The organism is Klebsiella sp. KP20-425-1 (genome assembly GCF_025813515.1).
GTDB lineage: Bacteria > Pseudomonadota > Gammaproteobacteria > Enterobacterales > Enterobacteriaceae > Klebsiella > Klebsiella pneumoniae.
Genome location: NZ_CP109614.1, coordinates 4,878,543 through 4,898,846, shown reverse-complemented (window position 1 = coordinate 4,898,846; position 20,304 = coordinate 4,878,543). Strand labels below are relative to the sequence as shown.

General features: G+C 58.6%; 21 protein-coding genes. 17 read left to right on the top strand and 4 right to left on the bottom strand.

Annotated elements, in window-relative coordinates; genetic code table 11:
• Window positions 1-175: 175 nt before the first annotated feature.
• From malK to ubiA, 5 genes are all read left to right on the top strand, one after another.
• Window positions 176-1,285, top strand: coding sequence for a maltose/maltodextrin ABC transporter ATP-binding protein MalK (malK, locus tag OHJ17_RS23905; RefSeq protein ID WP_002884743.1), 1,110 nt, complete (start codon window positions 176-178; stop codon window positions 1,283-1,285).
• Between the two features lie 83 nt (window positions 1,286-1,368).
• Complete coding sequence (locus OHJ17_RS23900; RefSeq protein WP_002884747.1) at window positions 1,369-2,658, top strand: maltoporin; 1,290 nt, start codon at window positions 1,369-1,371, stop codon at window positions 2,656-2,658.
• A 114-nt stretch (window positions 2,659-2,772) separates the two neighbouring features.
• A complete protein-coding gene (gene malM, locus OHJ17_RS23895) occupies window positions 2,773-3,696 on the top strand; it encodes a maltose operon protein MalM (protein ID WP_004151749.1) in 924 nt (307 codons plus the stop codon).
• A gap of 187 nt (window positions 3,697-3,883) precedes the next feature.
• Complete coding sequence (ubiC, locus tag OHJ17_RS23890; protein ID WP_002884807.1) at window positions 3,884-4,381, top strand: chorismate lyase; 498 nt, start codon at window positions 3,884-3,886, stop codon at window positions 4,379-4,381.
• A 12-nt stretch (window positions 4,382-4,393) separates the two neighbouring features.
• Window positions 4,394-5,260 (top strand): 4-hydroxybenzoate octaprenyltransferase, encoded by an 867-nt coding sequence (gene ubiA / locus OHJ17_RS23885; RefSeq protein ID WP_032433759.1) that lies wholly within the window; start codon window positions 4,394-4,396, stop codon window positions 5,258-5,260.
• A 48-nt stretch (window positions 5,261-5,308) separates the two neighbouring features.
• Here ubiA and plsB read toward each other — a convergent pair whose 3' ends face one another.
• Window positions 5,309-7,732: a glycerol-3-phosphate 1-O-acyltransferase PlsB gene (gene plsB, locus OHJ17_RS23880; RefSeq protein ID WP_004178269.1), complete on the bottom strand. Its 2,424-nt coding sequence runs from the start codon at window positions 7,730-7,732 to the stop codon at window positions 5,309-5,311.
• Between the two features lie 128 nt (window positions 7,733-7,860).
• On the opposite strand from plsB, the gene OHJ17_RS23875 reads away from it, so the two are divergent.
• From OHJ17_RS23875 to dinF, 3 genes are all read left to right on the top strand, one after another.
• On the top strand, window positions 7,861-8,229 hold the full coding sequence (locus OHJ17_RS23875; protein WP_002884819.1) for a diacylglycerol kinase: 369 nt from the start codon (window positions 7,861-7,863) through the stop codon (window positions 8,227-8,229).
• Between the two features lie 122 nt (window positions 8,230-8,351).
• Complete coding sequence (lexA, locus tag OHJ17_RS23870) at window positions 8,352-8,960, top strand: transcriptional repressor LexA (protein WP_002884822.1); 609 nt, start codon at window positions 8,352-8,354, stop codon at window positions 8,958-8,960.
• 69 nt (window positions 8,961-9,029) lie between these two features.
• Window positions 9,030-10,346 (top strand): MATE family efflux transporter DinF, encoded by a 1,317-nt coding sequence (gene dinF, locus OHJ17_RS23865; RefSeq protein WP_004151748.1) that lies wholly within the window; start codon window positions 9,030-9,032, stop codon window positions 10,344-10,346.
• Between the two features lie 19 nt (window positions 10,347-10,365).
• On the opposite strand, the gene OHJ17_RS23860 is transcribed toward dinF, so the two are convergent.
• Window positions 10,366-10,515: a hypothetical protein gene (locus tag OHJ17_RS23860; RefSeq protein WP_004219133.1), complete on the bottom strand. Its 150-nt coding sequence runs from the start codon at window positions 10,513-10,515 to the stop codon at window positions 10,366-10,368.
• 65 nt (window positions 10,516-10,580) lie between these two features.
• On the opposite strand from OHJ17_RS23860, the gene OHJ17_RS23855 reads away from it, so the two are divergent.
• A complete protein-coding gene (locus OHJ17_RS23855) occupies window positions 10,581-10,790 on the top strand; it encodes a CsbD family protein (protein WP_004151747.1) in 210 nt (69 codons plus the stop codon).
• Window positions 10,791-10,885: 95 nt separating this feature from the next.
• On the opposite strand, the gene zur is transcribed toward OHJ17_RS23855, so the two are convergent.
• The gene (zur, locus tag OHJ17_RS23850) at window positions 10,886-11,401 is read right to left on the bottom strand and encodes a zinc uptake transcriptional repressor Zur (RefSeq protein WP_002884931.1); all 516 of its coding nucleotides are present in this window, start codon (window positions 11,399-11,401) and stop codon (window positions 10,886-10,888) included.
• A gap of 249 nt (window positions 11,402-11,650) precedes the next feature.
• Between zur and OHJ17_RS23845 the strand changes: the two genes are divergently transcribed.
• The 3 genes from OHJ17_RS23845 to pspG all read left to right on the top strand — a co-directional run bounded on the left by OHJ17_RS23845 (window position 11,651) and on the right by pspG (window position 13,620).
• Window positions 11,651-12,139, top strand: coding sequence for a cupin domain-containing protein (locus OHJ17_RS23845; protein ID WP_002884935.1), 489 nt, complete (start codon window positions 11,651-11,653; stop codon window positions 12,137-12,139).
• A gap of 100 nt (window positions 12,140-12,239) precedes the next feature.
• Window positions 12,240-13,238, top strand: a complete 999-nt coding sequence (dusA, locus tag OHJ17_RS23840; protein WP_025368550.1) for a tRNA dihydrouridine(20/20a) synthase DusA — start codon at window positions 12,240-12,242, stop codon at window positions 13,236-13,238.
• 139 nt (window positions 13,239-13,377) lie between these two features.
• On the top strand, window positions 13,378-13,620 hold the full coding sequence (gene pspG, locus OHJ17_RS23835) for an envelope stress response protein PspG (RefSeq protein ID WP_009484997.1): 243 nt from the start codon (window positions 13,378-13,380) through the stop codon (window positions 13,618-13,620).
• A 182-nt stretch (window positions 13,621-13,802) separates the two neighbouring features.
• Here the strand turns inward: pspG and OHJ17_RS23830 are convergent, their stop codons facing one another.
• Window positions 13,803-14,786 (bottom strand): quinone oxidoreductase, encoded by a 984-nt coding sequence (locus tag OHJ17_RS23830; protein ID WP_002884941.1) that lies wholly within the window; start codon window positions 14,784-14,786, stop codon window positions 13,803-13,805.
• A 169-nt stretch (window positions 14,787-14,955) separates the two neighbouring features.
• On the opposite strand from OHJ17_RS23830, the gene dnaB reads away from it, so the two are divergent.
• From dnaB to OHJ17_RS23805, 5 genes are all read left to right on the top strand, one after another.
• On the top strand, window positions 14,956-16,371 hold the full coding sequence (dnaB, locus tag OHJ17_RS23825; protein WP_002884942.1) for a replicative DNA helicase: 1,416 nt from the start codon (window positions 14,956-14,958) through the stop codon (window positions 16,369-16,371).
• 31 nt (window positions 16,372-16,402) lie between these two features.
• The gene (alr, locus tag OHJ17_RS23820; protein ID WP_002884943.1) at window positions 16,403-17,482 is read left to right on the top strand and encodes an alanine racemase; all 1,080 of its coding nucleotides are present in this window, start codon (window positions 16,403-16,405) and stop codon (window positions 17,480-17,482) included.
• A 176-nt stretch (window positions 17,483-17,658) separates the two neighbouring features.
• Window positions 17,659-18,852 (top strand): aromatic amino acid transaminase, encoded by a 1,194-nt coding sequence (tyrB, locus tag OHJ17_RS23815; protein WP_002884946.1) that lies wholly within the window; start codon window positions 17,659-17,661, stop codon window positions 18,850-18,852.
• A gap of 191 nt (window positions 18,853-19,043) precedes the next feature.
• Window positions 19,044-19,757 (top strand): acid phosphatase AphA, encoded by a 714-nt coding sequence (gene aphA, locus OHJ17_RS23810; RefSeq protein ID WP_004151745.1) that lies wholly within the window; start codon window positions 19,044-19,046, stop codon window positions 19,755-19,757.
• A gap of 130 nt (window positions 19,758-19,887) precedes the next feature.
• Entirely contained in the window at window positions 19,888-20,304 is a 417-nt protein-coding gene (locus OHJ17_RS23805) for a secondary thiamine-phosphate synthase enzyme YjbQ (RefSeq protein ID WP_002884951.1), read from the top strand.

Sequence of the window (20,304 nt, the reverse complement as noted above, 5' to 3'; positions counted from 1 at the left end):
ACGAAATCACGCTCCGCCCGCCATCCCCCGCGGCGAGAGCCAATCTCTCATCCTCCCATCTCCTCCCCCATAAAAAAGCCGGGGGGTGGAGGATTTGCCTGCGTAATGAATGCCGCATAGTCGACCCATCTTGAATGTGACTGTTAGTGACAGGTTGTAACGAAGGGAGAAGGGCATGGCGAGCGTACAGCTGCGAAATGTAACGAAAGCCTGGGGTGACGTGGTGGTATCGAAAGATATCAATCTCGATATCCACGAAGGGGAATTCGTCGTGTTTGTCGGGCCATCGGGCTGCGGCAAATCTACCCTGCTGCGTATGATTGCCGGGTTAGAAACTATTACCAGCGGGGACCTGTTTATCGGTGACACCCGCATGAACGAGATCCCACCGGCAGAACGCGGCGTTGGGATGGTATTCCAGTCTTATGCACTCTATCCCCACCTTTCCGTTGCGGAAAATATGTCGTTTGGCCTGAAGCTGGCCGGCGCGAAAAAAGATCTGATTAACCAGCGGGTGACTCAGGTTGCGGAAGTGCTGCAGCTGGCCCATCTGCTGGAGCGTAAACCGAAAGCCCTCTCCGGCGGTCAGCGCCAGCGCGTGGCGATTGGTCGTACGCTGGTGGCAGAGCCAAGCGTTTTCCTGCTGGATGAGCCGCTTTCCAACCTCGATGCCGCCCTGCGCGTCCAGATGCGTATCGAAATCTCCCGTCTGCATAAGCGACTGGGCCGCACCATGATCTATGTCACCCACGATCAGGTGGAAGCGATGACCCTCGCCGACAAGATCGTGGTCCTCGACGCCGGCCGTGTGGCGCAGGTTGGGAAACCGCTGGAGCTCTATCACTATCCGGCTGACCGCTTCGTTGCCGGCTTCATTGGTTCACCGAAGATGAACTTCCTGCCGGTCAAAGTCACCGCGACGGCTATCGATCAGGTGCAGGTTGAACTGCCGAACCGTCAGCAAATCTGGCTACCGGTGGACAGCGCCAACGTGCAGGCGGGCGCCAATATGTCCTTAGGTATTCGACCGGAGCATTTATTGCCCAGCGATATCGCCGATGTAACCCTTGAAGGCGAGGTCCAGGTCGTCGAACAGCTCGGTCACGAAACGCAAATTCATATCCAGATCCCCGCCATCCGTCAGAACCTGGTTTACCGCCAGAACGACGTGGTGTTGGTAGAAGAGGGAGCCACATTCGCTATCGGTTTGCCGCCAGAACGTTGCCATTTATTCCGTGAGGATGGCACCGCTTGTCGTCGGCTGCATAAAGAGCCGGGCGTGTAAGGCTTCCCATTAAAAAAGCGCGAACCCGGCTGGCGATATACCGGCGAAGCGTGCAAAGAAAAGCAATGATCTCAGGAGATAGAATGATGATTACTCTGCGCAAACTTCCTCTGGCGGTCGCCGTCGCAGCAGGCGTGATGTCTGCTCAGGCGCTGGCTGTCGATTTCCATGGCTACGCGCGTTCCGGCATTGGCTGGACCGGCAGCGGCGGCGAGCAACAGTGCTTCAAAGCAACCGGCGCTCAAAGTAAATACCGTCTTGGTAACGAATGTGAAACCTATGCGGAACTGAAGCTGGGCCAGGAGCTGTGGAAGGAAGGGGATAAGAGTTTTTATTTCGATACTAACGTTGCCTATTCCGTGAATCAGGAAGATGACTGGGAAAGCACCTCTCCGGCGTTCCGTGAAGCCAACATCCAGGGTAAAAACCTGATCGACTGGCTGCCGGGCTCCACGCTGTGGGCGGGTAAACGCTTCTATCAGCGTCATGACGTTCACATGATCGACTTCTACTACTGGGATATCTCCGGCCCGGGTGCAGGTCTGGAAAACGTTGACCTTGGCTTCGGTAAGCTCTCTCTGGCCGCTACCCGTAACTCAGAAAGCGGCGGCTCTTATACTTTCTCCAGCGATGACACCAAAAAATATGCTGCGAAAACTGCCAACGACGTCTTTGATATCCGTCTGGCGGGTCTGGAAACCAACCCGGGCGGCGTGCTGGAGTTAGGGGTCGATTACGGCCGTGCTAACCCGCAGGATGACTATCGCCTGGAAGACGGCGCGTCGAAAGACGGCTGGATGTGGACCGGTGAACATACTCAGTCTATCTGGGGCGGCTTCAACAAGTTTGTGGTTCAGTACGCCACTGACGCAATGACCTCCTGGAACAGCGGCCACTCTCAGGGGACCAGCATCGATAACAACGGCAGCATGATCCGCGTTCTGGATCACGGCGCGATGGACTTCAACGATGACTGGGGCCTGATGTACGTGGCAATGTACCAGGACGTGGATCTGGACAGCAAGAACGGTTCTACCTGGTACACCGTGGGTGTCCGTCCGATGTACAAATGGACGCCGATCATGAGCACCCAGCTGGAAATCGGTTACGACAACGTGAAATCCCAGCGTACCAGCGAAAACAACAACCAGTACAAAATTACTCTGGCTCAACAGTGGCAGGCAGGCAACAGCGTCTGGTCTCGTCCGGCTATCCGTATCTTCGCAACCTACGCGAAGTGGGATGAAAACTGGGGCTACAGCAACACCTCCGGTCTGCAGACGAAAGACAGCAGCGGAAGCGGCGCTTTCACCTCCAGCCGCGGTGACGACAGCGAAGTTACCTTCGGTGCCCAGATGGAAGTGTGGTGGTAATACCGTCCGCAGGACGGGTGTAACCTGGGAGGGGCGTCAGCCCCTCCTGATTATTCAGGGTTAGCGCGCTATTGCCTGGCTACCGCTAAACCGATGCTATCCAAGGTGAGAAGAATGAAAATGAAGAAAACTCTCGTCGCTCTGTGTTTATCCGCAGGGATGTTGGCATGCGTGCCGGGGATGAGCCTTGCCGATGTTAACTTTGTACCGCAGAACACCAGCGCCGCGCCGGCTATTCCAGCCAGCGCGCTGCAGCAGCTGATCTGGACGCCTGCCGATCAATCAAAGACGCAGAGCGTTGATTTAACCACCGGCGGTCAACGCCTGGATGTCCCGGGGATCGTCGGACCGGTCGCCGCCTGGAGCGTGCCGGCCAATATCGGTGAGCTGACCCTGACGCTCGACAGCGAACTGAACAAACATAAGCAGATTTTTGCGCCGAACGTGCTGATTCTCGACCAGAACATGACGCCCGCGGCGTTCTTCCCCAGCAATTACTTTACCTATCAGCAGCCGGGCGTGATGACCGCTGACCGCCTGGGCGGCGTGATGCGCCTGACCCCGGCGCTGGGCCAGCAAAAGCTCTATGTGCTGGTGTTTACCACTGAAAAAGATCTCCAGCAGACCACGACCCTGCTGGATCCGGCGAAAGCCTATGCCAAAGGCGCTGGCAATGCGGCCCCGGATATCCCGGATCCGATCGCTAAACATACCACCGATGGCGTGCTGAAGCTGAAAGTGAAAACTAATAGCACTTCCAGCGTGCTGGTGGGGCCGCTGTTCGGCTCCTCCGGCCCGGGTCCGGTAACCGTCGGCAACACCGCGGCGCCGGTAGCCGCGCCAGCCGCCGCCGCGGCGCCGGCCGCCAAAAGCGAACCGATGCTCAGCGATACCGAAACCTACTTCAACAATGGTATTAAGCAGGCGGTGAAACAAGGTGACATCGACAAAGCCCTGAAATTGATGAACGAAGCTGAGCGCCTCGGCTCGAAATCCGCTCGTTCCACCTTTATCAGCAGTGTAAAAGGCAAGGGGTAATCGTCTCCCCACAATGCTGATGTTTAGGCACAGCCTTTAGGTGCATCCTCCGGGATGCACCTTTTTTTGCACGCGCGGCAGCCTGTTGCATGGCTGTTGCGTGAATGATCGTATATTGACGTTTGCCCGCCACCAACCGCCTATTCTGCGATACAATGCTTTCACGTTATGTACCGGAGAATCAGGCATGTCCCATCCTGCGCTTACGCGACTGCGTGCGCTGCGCTATTTTGCCGTTATGCCATCCCTGCCGCCGCCGCTAAGTGACTGGCTGCTGCTGGAGGACTCAATGACCCAGCGCTTTGAACAACAAGGAAAGCAGGTCACCGTGACCCTGGTTAACGAAGGGTATATCGGCCGTGACGCGCTGACTGACGAAGCGGCGCTGCTGCCCGACGAGCCGCGCTACTGGCTGCGGGAGATTATACTCAATGCCGATGGCGAGCCCTGGCTGGCCGGGCGCACGGTGGCGCCGGAGTCGACGCTGTGTGGTCCGGAGCTGGCGCTACAGCAGCTCGGGCAAACTCCGTTGGGCCGATACCTGTTTACGTCGTCGACATTAACCCGCGATTTTATTGAAATTGGTCGCGATGCAGCGCTGTGGGGGCGTCGTTCCCGCCTGCGGCTGAGCGGCAAACCCCTGCTGCTGACCGAGCTTTTTTTGCCTGCGTCGCCGTTGTACTAAGAGGAAGAAAAAATGGAGTGGAGTCTGTCGCAGAATAAGCTGTTGGCGTTTCATCGCCTGATGCGCACTGACAAACCGATCGGCGCTTTGCTGCTGCTGTGGCCGACGCTGTGGGCGCTATGGGTGGCCTCGCTGGGCGTCCCGCCGTTGTGGATCCTGGCGGTATTCGTCGCCGGCGTCTGGCTGATGCGCGCCGCCGGCTGCGTGGTGAATGACTATGCCGACCGAAAATTTGATGGTCACGTAAAGCGTACCGCCCGCCGTCCGCTGCCGAGCGGCGATGTTACCGAGAAAGAGGCGCGAACGCTGTTTATCGTGCTGGTGCTGCTCTCTTTCCTGTTGGTGCTCACCCTCAACACCATGACCATTCTGCTGTCGGTGGCGGCGCTGGCGCTGGCGTGGGTCTATCCGTTTATGAAGCGCTACACTCATCTGCCGCAGGTGGTGCTGGGCGCGGCCTTTGGCTGGTCGATCCCGATGGCCTTCTCGGCCGTCAGCGAATCGCTACCGCTGAGCTGCTGGCTGATGTTCCTCGCCAATATTCTGTGGGCGGTAGCCTACGATACCCAGTATGCGATGGTGGATCGCGATGACGACCTCAAGATCGGCATTAAATCGACGGCGATCCTGTTCGGTGAAAACGATCGACTGATTATCGGTATTCTGCAGGTAGCCGTACTGGCGCTGATGGGCGCGGTGGGTTGGCTGAATGGGCTGGGCTGGGAATATTACTGGTCGCTGTTCGTGGCGGCGGGTCTGTTTGGCTGGCAGCAGAAGCTTATCTTCAATCGCGACCGCGATAACTGCTTCAAAGCGTTTATGAACAATAACTACGTCGGGCTGGTGCTGTTCCTTGGCCTGGCGATGAGCTATCTGTAACCTCCTGTCCGCTGCCCCCCGGCATTCCGGGGGGCAGCAAACGCCGCGTTACGCGTCGTCCTGCGTGACGCTCTCAATGGTCAGTCGGACATCCGACGTAATCAAATCCGCCAGCATCCGATAAACCTTCAGGGTCTCTTCCGGCTCGGCGTCGCCGGTGTCGCTGATATAGCCTTCATCGCGCAGGGTCAACACCAGGGTGCTGAACACCGCTTTGTCGAAGAACTCCGGCGCATTGATGCCGTGTAGCACCGACAGACGCTGGGCCACGGTGCGACTCTCTTTTTCCAGCGAGCTGCGGTTGATCGCCGGGTTAGCGCTCAGCAGCCAGAAGGTGATGGCATAGCGCTGCAGCGTCTCGCGGGCGCCAGCGGCCAGCAGCTGCAGGGAGCGAGAGTGCGACGGGTTGAGGCTCATGACATCGCCATCGACGACGATCAGCTCCTGACGCAGCATCTCGGCAATCAGCGCATCCACCACTCCGGCCAGCTCCGCTTTTTCCCAGCGCAGGAACAGCTCGGCCTTGAGGAACGGATAGAGTGTTTCCACATGACGCAGCACTTCGGCGCGGCTGAGATGACGATGCTGAGTCACCAGAGCGGCTAACAGCGACGGCATCACCAGCATATGGGCGATATTGTTGCGATAGTAGGTCATCAGCACCGCCTGCTCGCGCGGCAGGATGATGATGTCGCCAATGGTGTCCTTCTCCACTTCGAACTTGTTCATCTGCAGTGCATGATCGATGAGCTCGCTGGCCGAAGCGGATGGGGCGGTCGCATCCGGAGAATAGGGCACATTGCGCAGCAGCGCGAGGTAGCACTCTAACTGCTGGGTGAGCTGCTCACGGGTCAGCGAACGCTGGCGGGAGGCCAGTAGCGCCGTACAGCACAGGTTCATGGCGTTGGCCGCGCCGGCGTTATTGATGCGCACCATCAGGTCAGCGGCGATGCTATTCACCGTCGGCGTCAGCCAGGAGGGGCGAACCGCTTCGATCGGGTCGATCGCTTCCCGCCAATCCGGCACATGCTGGTTAAGATAGGTCATCAGCGGCAGCGGTTCGCCGAAGTTAACGTAACCCTGGCCCAGGTTGCGCAGCTTGCTCAAGCCACGCACCATCTGCGGCAGACTCTCTTTCTCTTTAGTGGCGCCGCGCAGCTCTTTGGCGTAGGTTCCTACCTCCATCACGTGCTCATAGCCGATGTAAATCGGCACCAGGGTGATCGGTCGGGTTCCGCCGCGCAGCATCGCCTGGATGGTCATCGACAGCGTACCGGTCTTCGGATCGAGCAGGCGGCCGGTACGGGAGCGGCCGCCTTCGACGAAATACTCCACGGAATAGCCGCGGCTGAACAGTTCGCCAAGGTATTCGCGGAACACGGTGGAATAGAGTTTGTTGCCCTTAAAGGTGCGGCGAATAAAGAAGGCGCCGAGGCGGCGGAAGATCGGCCCGGCCGGCCAGAAGTTGAGGTTGATGCCCGCCGCGATATGCGGAGGGACCAGCCCCTGATGGTACAGGACGTAGGAGAGCAGCAGATAGTCCATGTGGCTGCGGTGGCAGGGGACATAGACAATTTCATGGCCGTCGTGCGCCAGCTGGCGTACGCGCTCGGCGTTATGCACGTTGATGCCCTGGTACAGGCGGTTCCAGGTGAAGCCGAGAATGCGGTCGGTCAGGCGGATCATCTCGTATGAGAAGTTCGCCGCAATCTCTTCCATCAGCGCGATAGCGTTCTGCTGTGCCTTCTCGTGCGAAATTTTCTTGCTGCGCGCTTCGTCTTCCACCGCGCGGGCAATCGCTTTCGAGGCCAGCAGTTTATTAAACAGATCCTGGCGGGCCGGCAGACGTGGGCCGACGGCGGCCAGCCGCTGGCGGGCAAAATGCATGCGAGCGACGCGAGCCAGCTTCTGGGCGATGATCTTATCGGTACCGTGCTCATCCGCCATGCGGCGCAGCGAAACGGACGGCGAGAAGCGCACGAAGCTGTCGCGGCCGAGCCAGGAGACGGCGAAAAATTTCTGAATGCCGTTCAGCATCCGCAGCGGCGGATTGACTTCTCCTTTCTCGCGACCCGGCGAACGGCCGAACATGACCGAAACCGGCACCATTTGCACATCGAGGTCCGGATGGTTGCGGTGCAGATCGAGGTAATCGTGGAACAGCTTGATGGACTCTTCTTTTGGCGTGTAATAAGTAAATACGCGCGGCCCACCGTGGATGAATACGTAACGCGGCAGCAGGGCGCCGTCGATTTCCAGCGGTTCAAGCGGGTCAGGTAAATCATGCGCCAGGCATTGGGCGCGCAGCGTCAGCAGGTCCGCCTTCGAATTATAGGGCAGGACGTACATGACCGGACGCGAGGTATCGAGTCCTAATTCCTGGGCAGGCTCTGCCGGAATAGACTTGCTTTTTACCAGCACCTGTAATGGTAAATTCAGTAATTTATAGTAAATTCGTTGCCAGCCGGACATAAACGATGTGAAGCCTCTGGTTAATCATGCAAATGCGCGGCAAGAATAACAGAAAGTGGGCAAAATTTCCGTTACCACGCGGCAAACGCGCACACTCATCGACGTCATTTACGTAAAAAGGTTTTGTGATGGCCAATAATACCACCGGGTTAACCCGGATCATTAAGGCGGCAGGTTACTCCTGGAAAGGATTTCGCGCGGCGTGGATCAACGAGGCTGCGTTTCGTCAGGAAGGCGTCGCCGCTATCGTGGCCGTCGCGGTAGCCTGCTGGCTGGACGTCGACGCCATCACCCGCGTATTGCTGATTGGCTCGGTCCTGCTAGTGATGATAGTCGAAATTCTCAACAGCGCGATTGAAGCGGTTGTGGACCGTATCGGCTCGGATTTTCACGAGCTTTCAGGGCGCGCCAAAGATATGGGGTCGGCGGCGGTTCTGCTGGCGATTATCATCGCGCTGATCACCTGGGGAACGCTGCTGTGGAGTCATTATCACTAACGTTCTTCGCTAACCCTCGCAAAATATGAACAATCCGCCGATTTTTGTGTGCCATGTGGTTCCAAAATCACCGTTAGCTGTATATACTCACAGCATAACTGTATATACACCCAGGGGGCGGAATGAAAGCGTTAACGACCAGGCAGCAAGAGGTGTTTGATCTCATTAGGGATCATATCAGCCAGACGGGCATGCCGCCGACGCGTGCGGAAATTGCTCAGCGCTTGGGGTTCCGTTCCCCAAACGCGGCGGAAGAACACCTGAAAGCGCTGGCGCGTAAAGGCGCGATCGAGATCGTCTCCGGCGCTTCTCGCGGTATTCGCCTGCTGACGGAAGAAGAGCAAGGCCTGCCGCTGATCGGCCGCGTCGCCGCCGGTGAGCCGCTGCTGGCGCAGCAGCATATTGAAGGCCACTATCAGGTCGACCCGTCGATGTTTAAGCCCAACGCCGATTTCCTGCTGCGCGTCAGTGGGATGTCGATGAAAGACATCGGTATTCTGGATGGCGATTTGCTGGCGGTCCACAAAACCCAGGATGTGCGTAACGGCCAGGTGGTTGTCGCGCGTATCGATGAAGAAGTGACGGTGAAGCGTCTGAAAAAGCAGGGCAATGTCGTTGAACTGTTGCCGGAAAACAGCGAGTTTTCCCCGATCGTCGTCGATCTGCGCCAGCAGAGTTTTACCATTGAGGGTCTGGCCGTTGGCGTGATCCGTAATGGAGAATGGCTGTAGCGCCTGCCTCTGCGCAGCGTCATCTGTTGCGTGACGCTGCGACGTTTTTCCTCAATCAGGTCCTCAAACATGCTGCTCAACGCTGCCGATAAAGCGCTGTGGCGTCTTGCCCTCCCTATGATTTTCTCCAACATCACCGTCCCGCTGCTGGGGCTGGTGGATACGGCGGTGATCGGCCACCTGGACAGCCCGGTATACCTCGGCGGCGTAGCGGTCGGGGCGACGGCCACCAGTTTCCTCTTCATGCTGCTGTTGTTCCTGCGCATGAGCACCACCGGGCTCACCGCTCAGGCCTGGGGCGCCAAAGATCCGCAGCGCCTGGCGCGGGCGCTGGTGCAGCCGCTGGCCCTGGCGCTGGGCGCCGGGGTGCTTATTATCCTGCTTCGCCTGCCGCTAATTGACCTCGCTCTGCATATTGTCGGCGGCAGCGAGGCGGTGCTTGAGCAGGCGAGACGGTTTCTCGAAATTCGCTGGCTCAGCGCCCCCGCCTCGCTGGCCAACCTGGTGCTGCTCGGCTGGCTGCTGGGCGTCCAGTACGCCCGGGCGCCGGTTATTCTGCTGGTGGTGGGTAATCTGCTGAATATTGTGCTCGATCTGTGGCTGGTGATGGGCCTGCGGATGAACGTCCAGGGAGCGGCGCTGGCCACGGTCACCGCGGAGTACGCCACCCTCATTATTGGCCTGCTGATGGCGAAGCGGGTGCTGACGCTGCGCGGCGTGTCGCTGGCGATGCTGAAAAACGCCTGGCGCGGGGATCTGCGCCGTTTATTGGCGTTGAATCGGGACATCATGCTGCGCTCTCTGCTGCTGCAGCTGTGCTTTGGCGCACTGACCGTGTTCGGCGCCCGTCTGGGCAGCGACATCGTGGCGGTGAACGCCGTACTGATGACCATGCTGACCTTTACCGCCTACGCGCTGGATGGCTTTGCCTATGCCGTGGAGGCTCACTCCGGCCAGGCCTACGGCGCGCGCGACGGTAGCCAGTTGCTGGAGGTGTGGCGGGCGGCCTGCCGGCAGTCCGGCATGGTGGCGCTGGCGTTTGCCCTGATTTACAGCCTGGCGGGGCAGTACATTATCGCGTTGTTAACCTCACTGCCTTCCCTGCAGCAGCTGGCCGATCGCTATCTGATCTGGCAGACGATCCTGCCGGTGGTCGGCGTCTGGTGTTATCTGCTGGACGGCATGTTTATCGGCGCGACGCGCGGCGCTGAGATGAGGAACAGTATGGCGGTCGCCGCGGCGGGGTTTGCCGTGACGCTGCTTACGCTACCGGTGCTTGGCAACCATGGTCTGTGGCTGGCGCTGGCGGTGTTCCTCGCCCTGCGCGGCCTGTCGCTGGCGCTGATCTGGCGTCGTCACTGGCGACGCGGCACATGGTTTAGTTAGTTATCTCCCGTCATTGCCGCTAGCCGTGACCTTCCCCGGTCGCGCTACGCTTACAGGGCGATTCAATAGCCCGGCTCAGCGTGGCGCAAGCCGGGAACATCCTCTTCGCGTTATCCCGCGGTGCGATGGTTAAAAATTCCGAATAACGAATCGACGCCAGCATTCTCATCTATAGTTAATACCATGTCCGGCACAAAACGGGCTGTAAACCCACCGAATGATGAGGACGTTATTATGAATAAAGACGAAATCGGCGGTAACTGGAAACAGTTTAAAGGTAAAGCCAAGGAACAGTGGGGCAAACTTACCGATGATGATATGACCGTAATCGAAGGGAAGCGCGACCAGCTGGTCGGCAAAATTCAGGAGCGTTACGGCTATGAGAAAGATCAGGCTGAGAAAGAAGTCTCAGACTGGGAGCATAAGAACGACTATCGCTGGTAGCGTTCCTTGATCCGAAGAATGAAGCATTTGTGTTAGTGCCTGTCTGAATGGCGCAGGGACGCGCCGTTAACCCTTTTTCCCGCTGCGGCAGCCGCTCAGCGGGCTTTCTTTTTGAGCTGAATAGTATGATCGTGCTGGCAGTGTCCCGGGGTGCTGCAGGCTTCGACTTCCACGCAGCCCGCGCAAAGCCCGTGAGCTTCTATCACATTGTGGCGCAGGGCAAACCCCATGCGGGCCGCCAGCGTATGCATGATATCTTCCACCCCTTCCGCCGCTTCTTCTTTTACCACGCCGCAGCGGTCGCAGATAAACATGGCCGAGCTATGGGTCGGCTGGTCGAACAGATGGCACAGCACATAGCTATTGGTTGACTCTACCTTATGGACAAAACCCTGCTCGAGTAAAAACTCCAGCGCACGGTAAACCGTCGGCGGCTTCGCCTGCGGCTCTTTTTCACGTAGCAAGTCCAGCAGATCGTAGGCGCTGATTGCCCCTTGCTGCAGGCTCATCAGGCGCAACACTTCCAGACGCTGTGGAGTCAGGCGTACGCCGCGCTGTGCGCAAAGCTTTTCAGCATGCGCTAACATCTCTTGCGAAGGGGTCTTATCCATGAGCATCCTCGGATTGCGTGAATTTGAATCTGTTACTTTATCACGTTCCTCAGAAAACACCGAGAGCCGGCAGGTGATACGGGTCATACTTCAGGTTGTCGGCACCGGCGCCCGTCCCGAGCGCTGGCCGCTTATTCTCGAGCAGACTACGCCTTAGCCGCTCGCTAAAACCACCATGTCCGATTTAATCACAACACGCCCGACCCTGGGTATGCTATATCTGAAGTGTCTCATTTTCGGGAGAAAACGATGAAACGACCTGATTGCATTCGCCACTGGCGCGAACTGGAAGGGCCCGACGATGCTACTTATCCCGACAGCCCGGAGCGTTTTTCAATCGGCGCGCCGCTGGGGCGAGGTTTACGTCTCAACCGGCTGGGGATCCACCACGAGCGGCTGCCGCCCGGGCGGCGCACCTCTTATCCACACGCGGAGAGCGATGAGGAAGAGTTCATCTACGTGCTGGAGGGCTATCCGGAAGTGTGGATAAACGGCTATCTCTGGAAGCTGGAGCCCGGCGACAGCGTGGGTTTTCCCGCTGGTACCGGCATCTGCCACACCTTTCTCAATAACACCGAGCAGGAAGTTCGTCTGCTGGTGGTGGGCGAGGCCAACAAGAAGTACAACCGCATTTATTACCCGCTCAATCCCGGCTATGCCGCGACGCGCCAGGATCGTTGGGTTGACCATCCGCCGCAGTTCTTCGGTCCACACGACGGCAAGCCGCGGAAAAAGTAATCATTTCAGGTGAGGGGCGAAGCGCGGCGCACTATGCGCCTGTGGTGTATCTTTATGCTATAGTAGCGCCCCTTTTTACCCGGATGCTTATTTATTCGCCATGATGCCTGAATCAACGTCACCTGTTTTCCCTGCTCACCGCTTCTCCATCGCGCCGATGCTCGACTGGACCGACCGACACTGCCGCTACTTCCTGCGGCTGCTGTCGCGGCATACGCTGCTGTATACCGAAATGGTGACCACCGGGGCGATTATTCACGGCAAAGGGGACTATCTGGCCTATAGCGAAGAAGAGCACCCGGTTGCTCTGCAGCTCGGCGGCAGCGATCCCCAGGCCCTGGCGCAGTGCGCGAAGCTGGCCGAGGCGCGCGGCTATGATGAGATCAACCTCAACGTCGGCTGCCCCTCCGACCGCGTACAGAACGGGATGTTTGGTGCTTGCCTGATGGGCAATGCGCCACTGGTGGCCGACTGCATCAAAGCGATGCGCGATGTGGTGTCGATTCCGGTCACGGTGAAAACCCGTATCGGCATTGACGACCAGGATAGCTATGAGTTTCTGTGCGATTTCATTGAGACGGTCTCCGGCAAGGGCGAGTGTGAGATGTTTATTATTCACGCCCGCAAAGCCTGGCTCTCCGGCCTGAGTCCAAAAGAGAACCGCGAGATCCCGCCGCTGGATTACCCCCGCGTCTGGCAGCTGAAGCGCGATTTCCCCCACCTTACGATGGCGATCAACGGCGGCATCAAATCGCTGGACGAAGCCAGAGCACAGCTTGAGCATATGGATGGGGTGATGGTCGGGCGTGAGGCCTATCAGAACCCGGGCATTCTGGCCTCGGTCGACCGTGAAATTTTCGGCGTCGCCGGCGCGGATGCCGATCCGGTAGCGGTGGTGCGAGCCATGTACCCCTATATTGAGCGCGAGCTCAGCAAGGGCACCTATCTGGGCCATATTACCCGCCATATGCTGGGGCTGTTTCAGGGGATCCCCGGCGCTCGCCAGTGGCGTCGCTACCTGAGCGAAAATGCGCATAAAGCCGGCGCCGATATTGCAGTGCTGGAGCATGCCCTGAAGCTGGTGGCAGATAAACGTTAATTTCTGACCAAAACCTGGTGAAATTGACCACGCCTCGCGCACCGTCGCGGGGCGTTTTGTTTTAAAGTCAAAAGCTTATGGTTGGCATGCTTTTTGTAATACCTGCAGAGTGAAGTATTCATTTTTTGGGGAGAGAACCATGCTGGAACTGCTATTTGTCATTGGATTTTTTGTCATGCTGCTGGTCACCGGCGTATCGCTGCTGGGGATTATCGCGGCAATCGTGGTGGCGACGGCGCTGATGTTCGTCGGCGGGTTGTTCGCCTTGATGATCAAATTACTGCCGTGGCTGCTGCTGGCGGTGGCGGCGGTGTGGGTTATTCGGGCGCTGAAATCCCCGAACGGAAATGCTTTTCGCGACAATAACCGTTGGCGTTACTAAGGTATTGAGGGGTGCGTCACAACCTGAACAATTTTGCAGACAACCGCGTAGGCATTGCTGCGCAAATCTGTCACTATTAGCGCGTTAACGAATTCATCGCGCTGTACCCTACATACAGCCGAACTAAAAAAAAGTAAGGGCTTCCCAGGTGGAAGCCCTAAACTTTTGCCCCTTCTGCCAACTTATGGCAGCAGCAAACTCGAACCCTGCGTCACCCGGCTCTCCAGAACTTCATGCGCCCGCCGCGCTTCGCTCAGCGGATAGATCTGACTTTCAGCCACGTCCACTTTAATCACCCCGCTGGCGATCAGCGAAAACAGTTCACTGCAGGCTTCCTCCAGTTCTTCCCGGTTGGTGATATAGCCCTGCAGCGATGGGCGAGTGACGTACAGGGAGCCTTTTTGATTCAGGATCCCCAGATTAACGCCGGTCACCGGACCGGAGGAGTTACCAAAGCTGACCATCAGGCCGCGGCGCTGCAGGCAGTCCAGAGAGGCCTCCCAGGTATCTTTCCCCACCGAGTCGTAGACGACGGCCACTTTCTTACCGTCGGTGAGCGCCTTGAGCCGCTCCACGATAGACTCCTCGCGATAGTTAATCACCTGCCAGGCGCCCGCCTCTTTGGCGCGCTGCGCTTTCTGCGCGCTGCCGACGGTACCGATAAGTTTCGCCCCCAGCGCTTTCGCCCACTGACAGGCTATCAGCCCCACACCGCCAGCGGCCGCGTGAAACAGGAACATCTCATCAGGCTTAATTTCATAGGTTTTGCGCAGCAGATACCAGACCGTTAATCCTTTGAGGAACGACGCGGCGGCCTGTTCGAAAGAGATAGCGTCCGGCAGGACCGCCGCTTTGTCGGCCAGCACATTGTGTACCGTGCTGTAGGCGCCGAGCGCCGACTGGGCGTACACCACCCGATCGCCTACCTTAATATGCGTGACCCCATGGCCAACTTTACTGACGATGCCGGCCGCCTCGGTGCCCAGGCCGCTCGGCAGCGACGGCGGCGGATAGAGGCCGCTGCGAACATAGGTGTCGATATAGTTGATGCCGATGGCTTTGTTTTCGACCTGAATCTCATGTTCTGCGGGATCGCGTGGCGTGAACTCAACCGCCTGAAGCACCTCCGGTCCCCCGTGTTTCGAAAATTCGATGCGTGTTGCCATGTTCGCTCCTGTGTTGTTCCGAGATTATTCAGTAAGCTTAACAGCCTGCGCCGGCGGCGACGGATTTTCTTACCCGCCTCAGGCCTGCCACGCTTAATGGGTTCTTTAGCGGCAATGGCTTTCTCGCTATACTGTCACGCTCTTTTCCGGATCGGTGAAATGTTAGGCTATGGCAGGAAATAAACCCTTCAACAAACCACAGACAGAAACCCGCGAACGCGATCCGCAGCTCGCCGGGCTGAAAGTCCCGCCGCACTCGATTGAAGCGGAGCAGTCGGTGTTGGGCGGTTTAATGCTGGATAACGAGCGCTGGGACGACGTCGCCGAACGCGTCGTTGCCGACGACTTTTATACCCGTCCGCACCGTCATATTTTTACCGAGATGGCGCGCCTGCAGGAGTCCGGCAGCCCGATTGACCTGATTACGCTCGCCGAGTCGCTGGAGCGTCAGGGGCAGCTGGACAGCGTGGGCGGCTTCGCCTATCTGGCCGAACTGTCCAAAAATACGCCCAGCGCGGCTAACATCAGCGCCTATGCCGACATCGTGCGCGAACGCGCGGTGGTGCGCGAAATGATTTCGGTGGCCAACGAGATCGCCGAAGCCGGCTTCGACCCACAGGGGCGAACCAGCGAAGATCTGCTCGACCTCGCCGAATCCCGGGTTTTCAAAATCGCCGAAAGTCGGGCCAACAAAGACGAAGGGCCGAAGAACATCGCCGATGTCCTCGATGCCACTGTCGCCCGTATCGAACAGCTGTTCCAGCAGCCCCATGACGGCGTCACCGGGGTCAATACCGGCTACGACGACCTCAACAAAAAGACCGCCGGCCTGCAGCCGTCGGATCTGATTATCGTCGCCGCCCGTCCATCGATGGGTAAAACGACCTTCGCGATGAACCTCGTGGAAAACGCGGCGATGCTGCAGGACAAACCGGTATTAATCTTCAGTCTCGAGATGCCCTCGGAACAGATCATGATGCGTTCTCTGGCCTCGCTGTCGCGCGTCGATCAGACCCGCATTCGTACCGGTCAACTGGACGACGAAGACTGGGCGCGGATCTCCGGCACCATGGGCATCCTGCTGGAAAAGCGCAATATCTATATCGATGACTCCTCCGGCCTGACGCCGACGGAGGTGCGCTCCCGCGCGCGGCGTATCGCCCGCGAGCACGGCGGCATCGGACTGATTATGATCGACTACCTGCAGCTGATGCGCGTGCCGTCGCTCTCCGACAACCGTACCCTTGAGATTGCCGAAATCTCCCGCTCGCTGAAGGCGCTGGCGAAAGAGCTGCAGGTGCCGGTAGTGGCGCTGTCGCAGCTTAACCGCTCGCTGGAGCAGCGCGCCGATAAGCGCCCGGTCAACTCCGACCTGCGTGAGTCCGGCTCTATCGAACAGGATGCCGACTTAATCATGTTCATTTACCGTGATGAGGTCTATCACGAGAACAGCGATCTTAAAGGCATCGCGGAAATTATCATTGGTAAACAACGTAACGGCCCGATCGGCACCGTGCGACTGACCTTTAACGGCCAGTGGTCGCGTTTCGATAATTATGCCGGTCCTCAGTATGATGATGAGTAATCCTTCCGCCTTCTTTTATTAAGGAATTCAAATGCAAGCGGCAACTGTAGTTATCAACCGCCGCGCTCTGCGACACAACCTGCAACGTCTGCGTGAACTGGCGCCCGCCAGCAAACTGGTTGCGGTAGTGAAAGCGAACGCCTACGGACACGGTCTTCTCGAGACCGCGCGAACGCTGACCGACGCCGACGCCTTTGGCGTCGCCCGCCTGGAAGAGGCGCTGCGCCTGCGAGCGGGGGGCATCGCCCAGCCGATCCTCCTGCTGGAAGGCTTTTTTGCTGCGGAAGACCTGGCGGTGATCGCCGCCCAGCGCCTGCATACGGCGGTGCATAGCCCCGAACAGCTGGCGGCGCTGGAGCAAGCCGATCTCCCCGAGCCGGTGACCGTGTGGATGAAGCTGGATACCGGCATGCATCGCTTAGGGGTGCGCCCGGAGGAAGCCGAGGCGTTTTATCAGCGTCTGAGCCAGTGTAAAAACGTCCGCCAGCCGGTGAACGTGGTGAGCCACTTCGCGCGCGCCGATGAGCCGACCTGCGGCGCCACCGAACGCCAGCTGGACATCTTCACCACCTTTACCGAAGGCAAGCCGGGCTTGCGCTCTATCGCCGCCTCGGGCGGTATTCTGCTGTGGCCGCAATCGCATTACGACTGGGTGCGCCCCGGAATTATCCTGTATGGCGTGTCGCCGCTGGACGATCGCTCCACCGGGAAAGATTTCGGCTGCCAGCCGGTGATGACCCTGACGTCCAGCCTGATTGCGGTGCGCGAGCATAAAGCAGGGGAGCCCGTCGGCTACGGCGGCACCTGGATCAGCGAACGCGATACCCGTCTCGGCGTGGTGGCGATGGGCTATGGCGACGGTTATCCGCGCGCCGCGCCGTCGGGCACGCCGGTGCTGGTCAATGGCCGGGAAGTACCGATTGTCGGCCGGGTGGCGATGGATATGATCTGCGTTGATCTCGGACCGCAGGCCCAGGATAAGGCCGGCGACGCGGTAGTGCTGTGGGGAGAGGGGCTCCCGGTAGAGCGCATCGCCGAGATAACGAAAGTGAGTGCTTACGAACTTATTACGCGACTGACCTCCCGCGTCGCCATGAAATACCTCGACTAAGCCTCTGGCGTACCGGATAGCACAGAGGCTGATCCGGTACGCACCAGGCCTGCGGCGCTCAAAAAAGCGGTTTATACCGCTGCGCGGTCACTTTCCCCTCAACATCCTCTCGACCTGCCGTCATATCCGGTTTATTGTGTAAGAACCTGCCCCATGTAAACCTGGAGATACATCGCGTGTTTCAAAAAGTTGACGCCTACGCCGGCGACCCTATTCTTTCTCTGATGGAACGCTTCAAAGAAGACCCGCGAAGCGACAAAGTCAACCTGAGTATCGGGCTGTACTACAACGATGACGGCATTATCCCGCAGCTGCAGGCGGTGGCGGAAGCGGAAGCACGCCTGAACGCCGAGCCGCATGGCGCCTCGCTGTATCTGCCAATGGAAGGGTTGAGCGGCTACCGTCAGGCGATTGCGCCGCTGCTGTTTGGCGCAGAGCATACCGCGCTTAAGCAAAATCGCATTGCCTCTATTCAGACGGTCGGCGGTTCGGGCGCGCTGAAGGTCGGGGCCGACTTCCTCAAACGTTACTTTCCTGAGTCTCATGTCTGGGTCAGCGATCCGACCTGGGAAAACCACATCGCCATTTTTGAAGGGGCTGGCTTCGAAGTAAGTACTTACCCCTGGTTTGATAAAGCCACCAACGGCGTGCGCTTTGAGGACCTGCTGGCGACGCTGCAAACGCTGCCGGCCCGCGATATTGTGCTGCTGCACCCTTGCTGCCACAACCCGACCGGCGCCGACCTGACGCCAGCCCAGTGGGACCGCGTGGTTGAGGTATTGAAAGCGCGTCAGCTGATCCCCTTCCTCGACATCGCCTACCAGGGCTTTGGCGGGGGGCTGGAAGAGGATGCCTACGCTATTCGCGCCATCGCCAGCGCCGGGATGCCGATGCTGGTCAGCAACTCGTTCTCCAAAATTTTCTCGCTGTACGGGGAGCGCGTCGGCGGTCTGTCCGTGGTCTGTGAAGACAGCGAAACCGCGGGCCGCGTGCTGGGGCAGCTGAAGGCCACCGTGCGCCGCAACTACTCCAGCCCGCCAAGCTTTGGCGCGCAGGTGGTGGCGACGGTGCTGAACGATGCAGCTCTGAAAGCCACCTGGCAGGCGGAAGTGGACGCCATGCGCGCGCACATCCTGACCATGCGCCAGGCGCTGGTCGACGCGCTGCAGCAGGTTGCCCCGGGTAGCAAAGTGGATTACCTGCTCAAGCAGCGCGGGATGTTCAGCTATACCGGATTTAGCGCGGCGCAGGTGGATCGTCTGCGCGACGAGTTTGGCGTCTACCTGATTGCCAGCGGACGCATGTGCGTGGCGGGGTTAAACTCACGTAATGTTCAGCAGGTAGCGAAAGCTTTTGCCGCGGTAATGTAAGCCGCTCTCCAGCAGGTTGTCTCTGCCGGTCAACGGGCAGGGGCAACCCCCCTCGGATGTGATCATCCTCTTTTTCTATGACATCTGCGCGAAAAAGGCTTTTCATCCATGCCGCCGGCGGGTAAGGTCGGGACGTTGATAAGCATGCACATTATTGAAAACAATAATGATTGATAGATTTAGGGATAAATATGCGCAAACTTACTCTCGCCCTTGCGGCGGCTTCTCTCCTGTTCACGCTGAACAGCGCCGTTGTGGCGCGCGCCTCCACGCCGCAGCCGCTGTGGGTCGGCACCAACGTGGCCCAGCTGGCCGAGCAGGCGCCGATCCACTGGGTTTCGGTGGCGCAAATTGAGAACAGTCTGCTGGGGCGGCCGCCGATGGCCGTCGGCTTTGATATCGATGACACCGTCCTCTTCTCCAGTCCGGGTTTCTGGCGCGGGCAAAAAACCTTCTCTCCCGGCAGCGAAGATTACCTGAAAAACCCGCAGTTCTGGGAAAAAATGAACAATGGCTGGGATGAATTCAGCATGCCGAAAGAGGTGGCGCGCCAGCTGATTGCGATGCATGTGAAGCGCGGGGACAGCATCTGGTTCGTCACCGGCCGCAGCCAGACCAAAACCGAAACCGTTTCTAAAACCCTGCAGGATGATTTTCTCATCCCGGCCGCCAATATGAATCCGGTGATTTTCGCTGGCGATAAGCCTGGCCAAAACACCAAGACCCAGTGGCTGCAGGCGAAGCAGATAAAGGTTTTCTACGGCGATTCGGATAACGATATCACCGCCGCCCGCGAAGCGGGCGCCCGTGGCATCCGCGTGCTGCGGGCCGCCAACTCCTCCTATAAGCCGTTGCCGATGGCTGGCGCGCTGGGCGAGGAAGTAATCGTCAATTCCGAATACTGATGACCGCCTGAACGCGATAAACGGCAGCGACGGCGCTGCCGTTTTTTTATGCAAAATCAGGGGTGGAAGGTTTTACCTTTTCACGTATTGCTGCACACTTAGAAGGATTCATTCGCAAAAGGAGTCAATGATGTGGTATCAGCAAACCCTGACGCTTGGGCCAAAATCCCGCGGTTTTCATCTGGTCACCGACGAAATCCTTGGCCAGATCCGCGGGCTGTCCGGGGTGAAGGTTGGCCTGCTGCACCTCCTGCTCCAGCATACTTCCGCTTCCCTGACGCTCAACGAAAACTGCGATCCCACCGTCCGCTATGACATGGAGCAGTATTTTCTCAACGCCGTACCGGACAATGCGCCGTATGAACATGACTATGAAGGCCCTGACGATATGCCGTCGCACATCAAATCATCGATGCTTGGCGTGTCGCTAATGCTGCCGGTCGAGGACGGGCGCGTCAGGCTGGGAACCTGGCAGGGCATCTGGCTGGGGGAGCATCGGATACACGGCGGTTCGCGGCGCATCGTTGCGACGCTCATGGGGGAATAA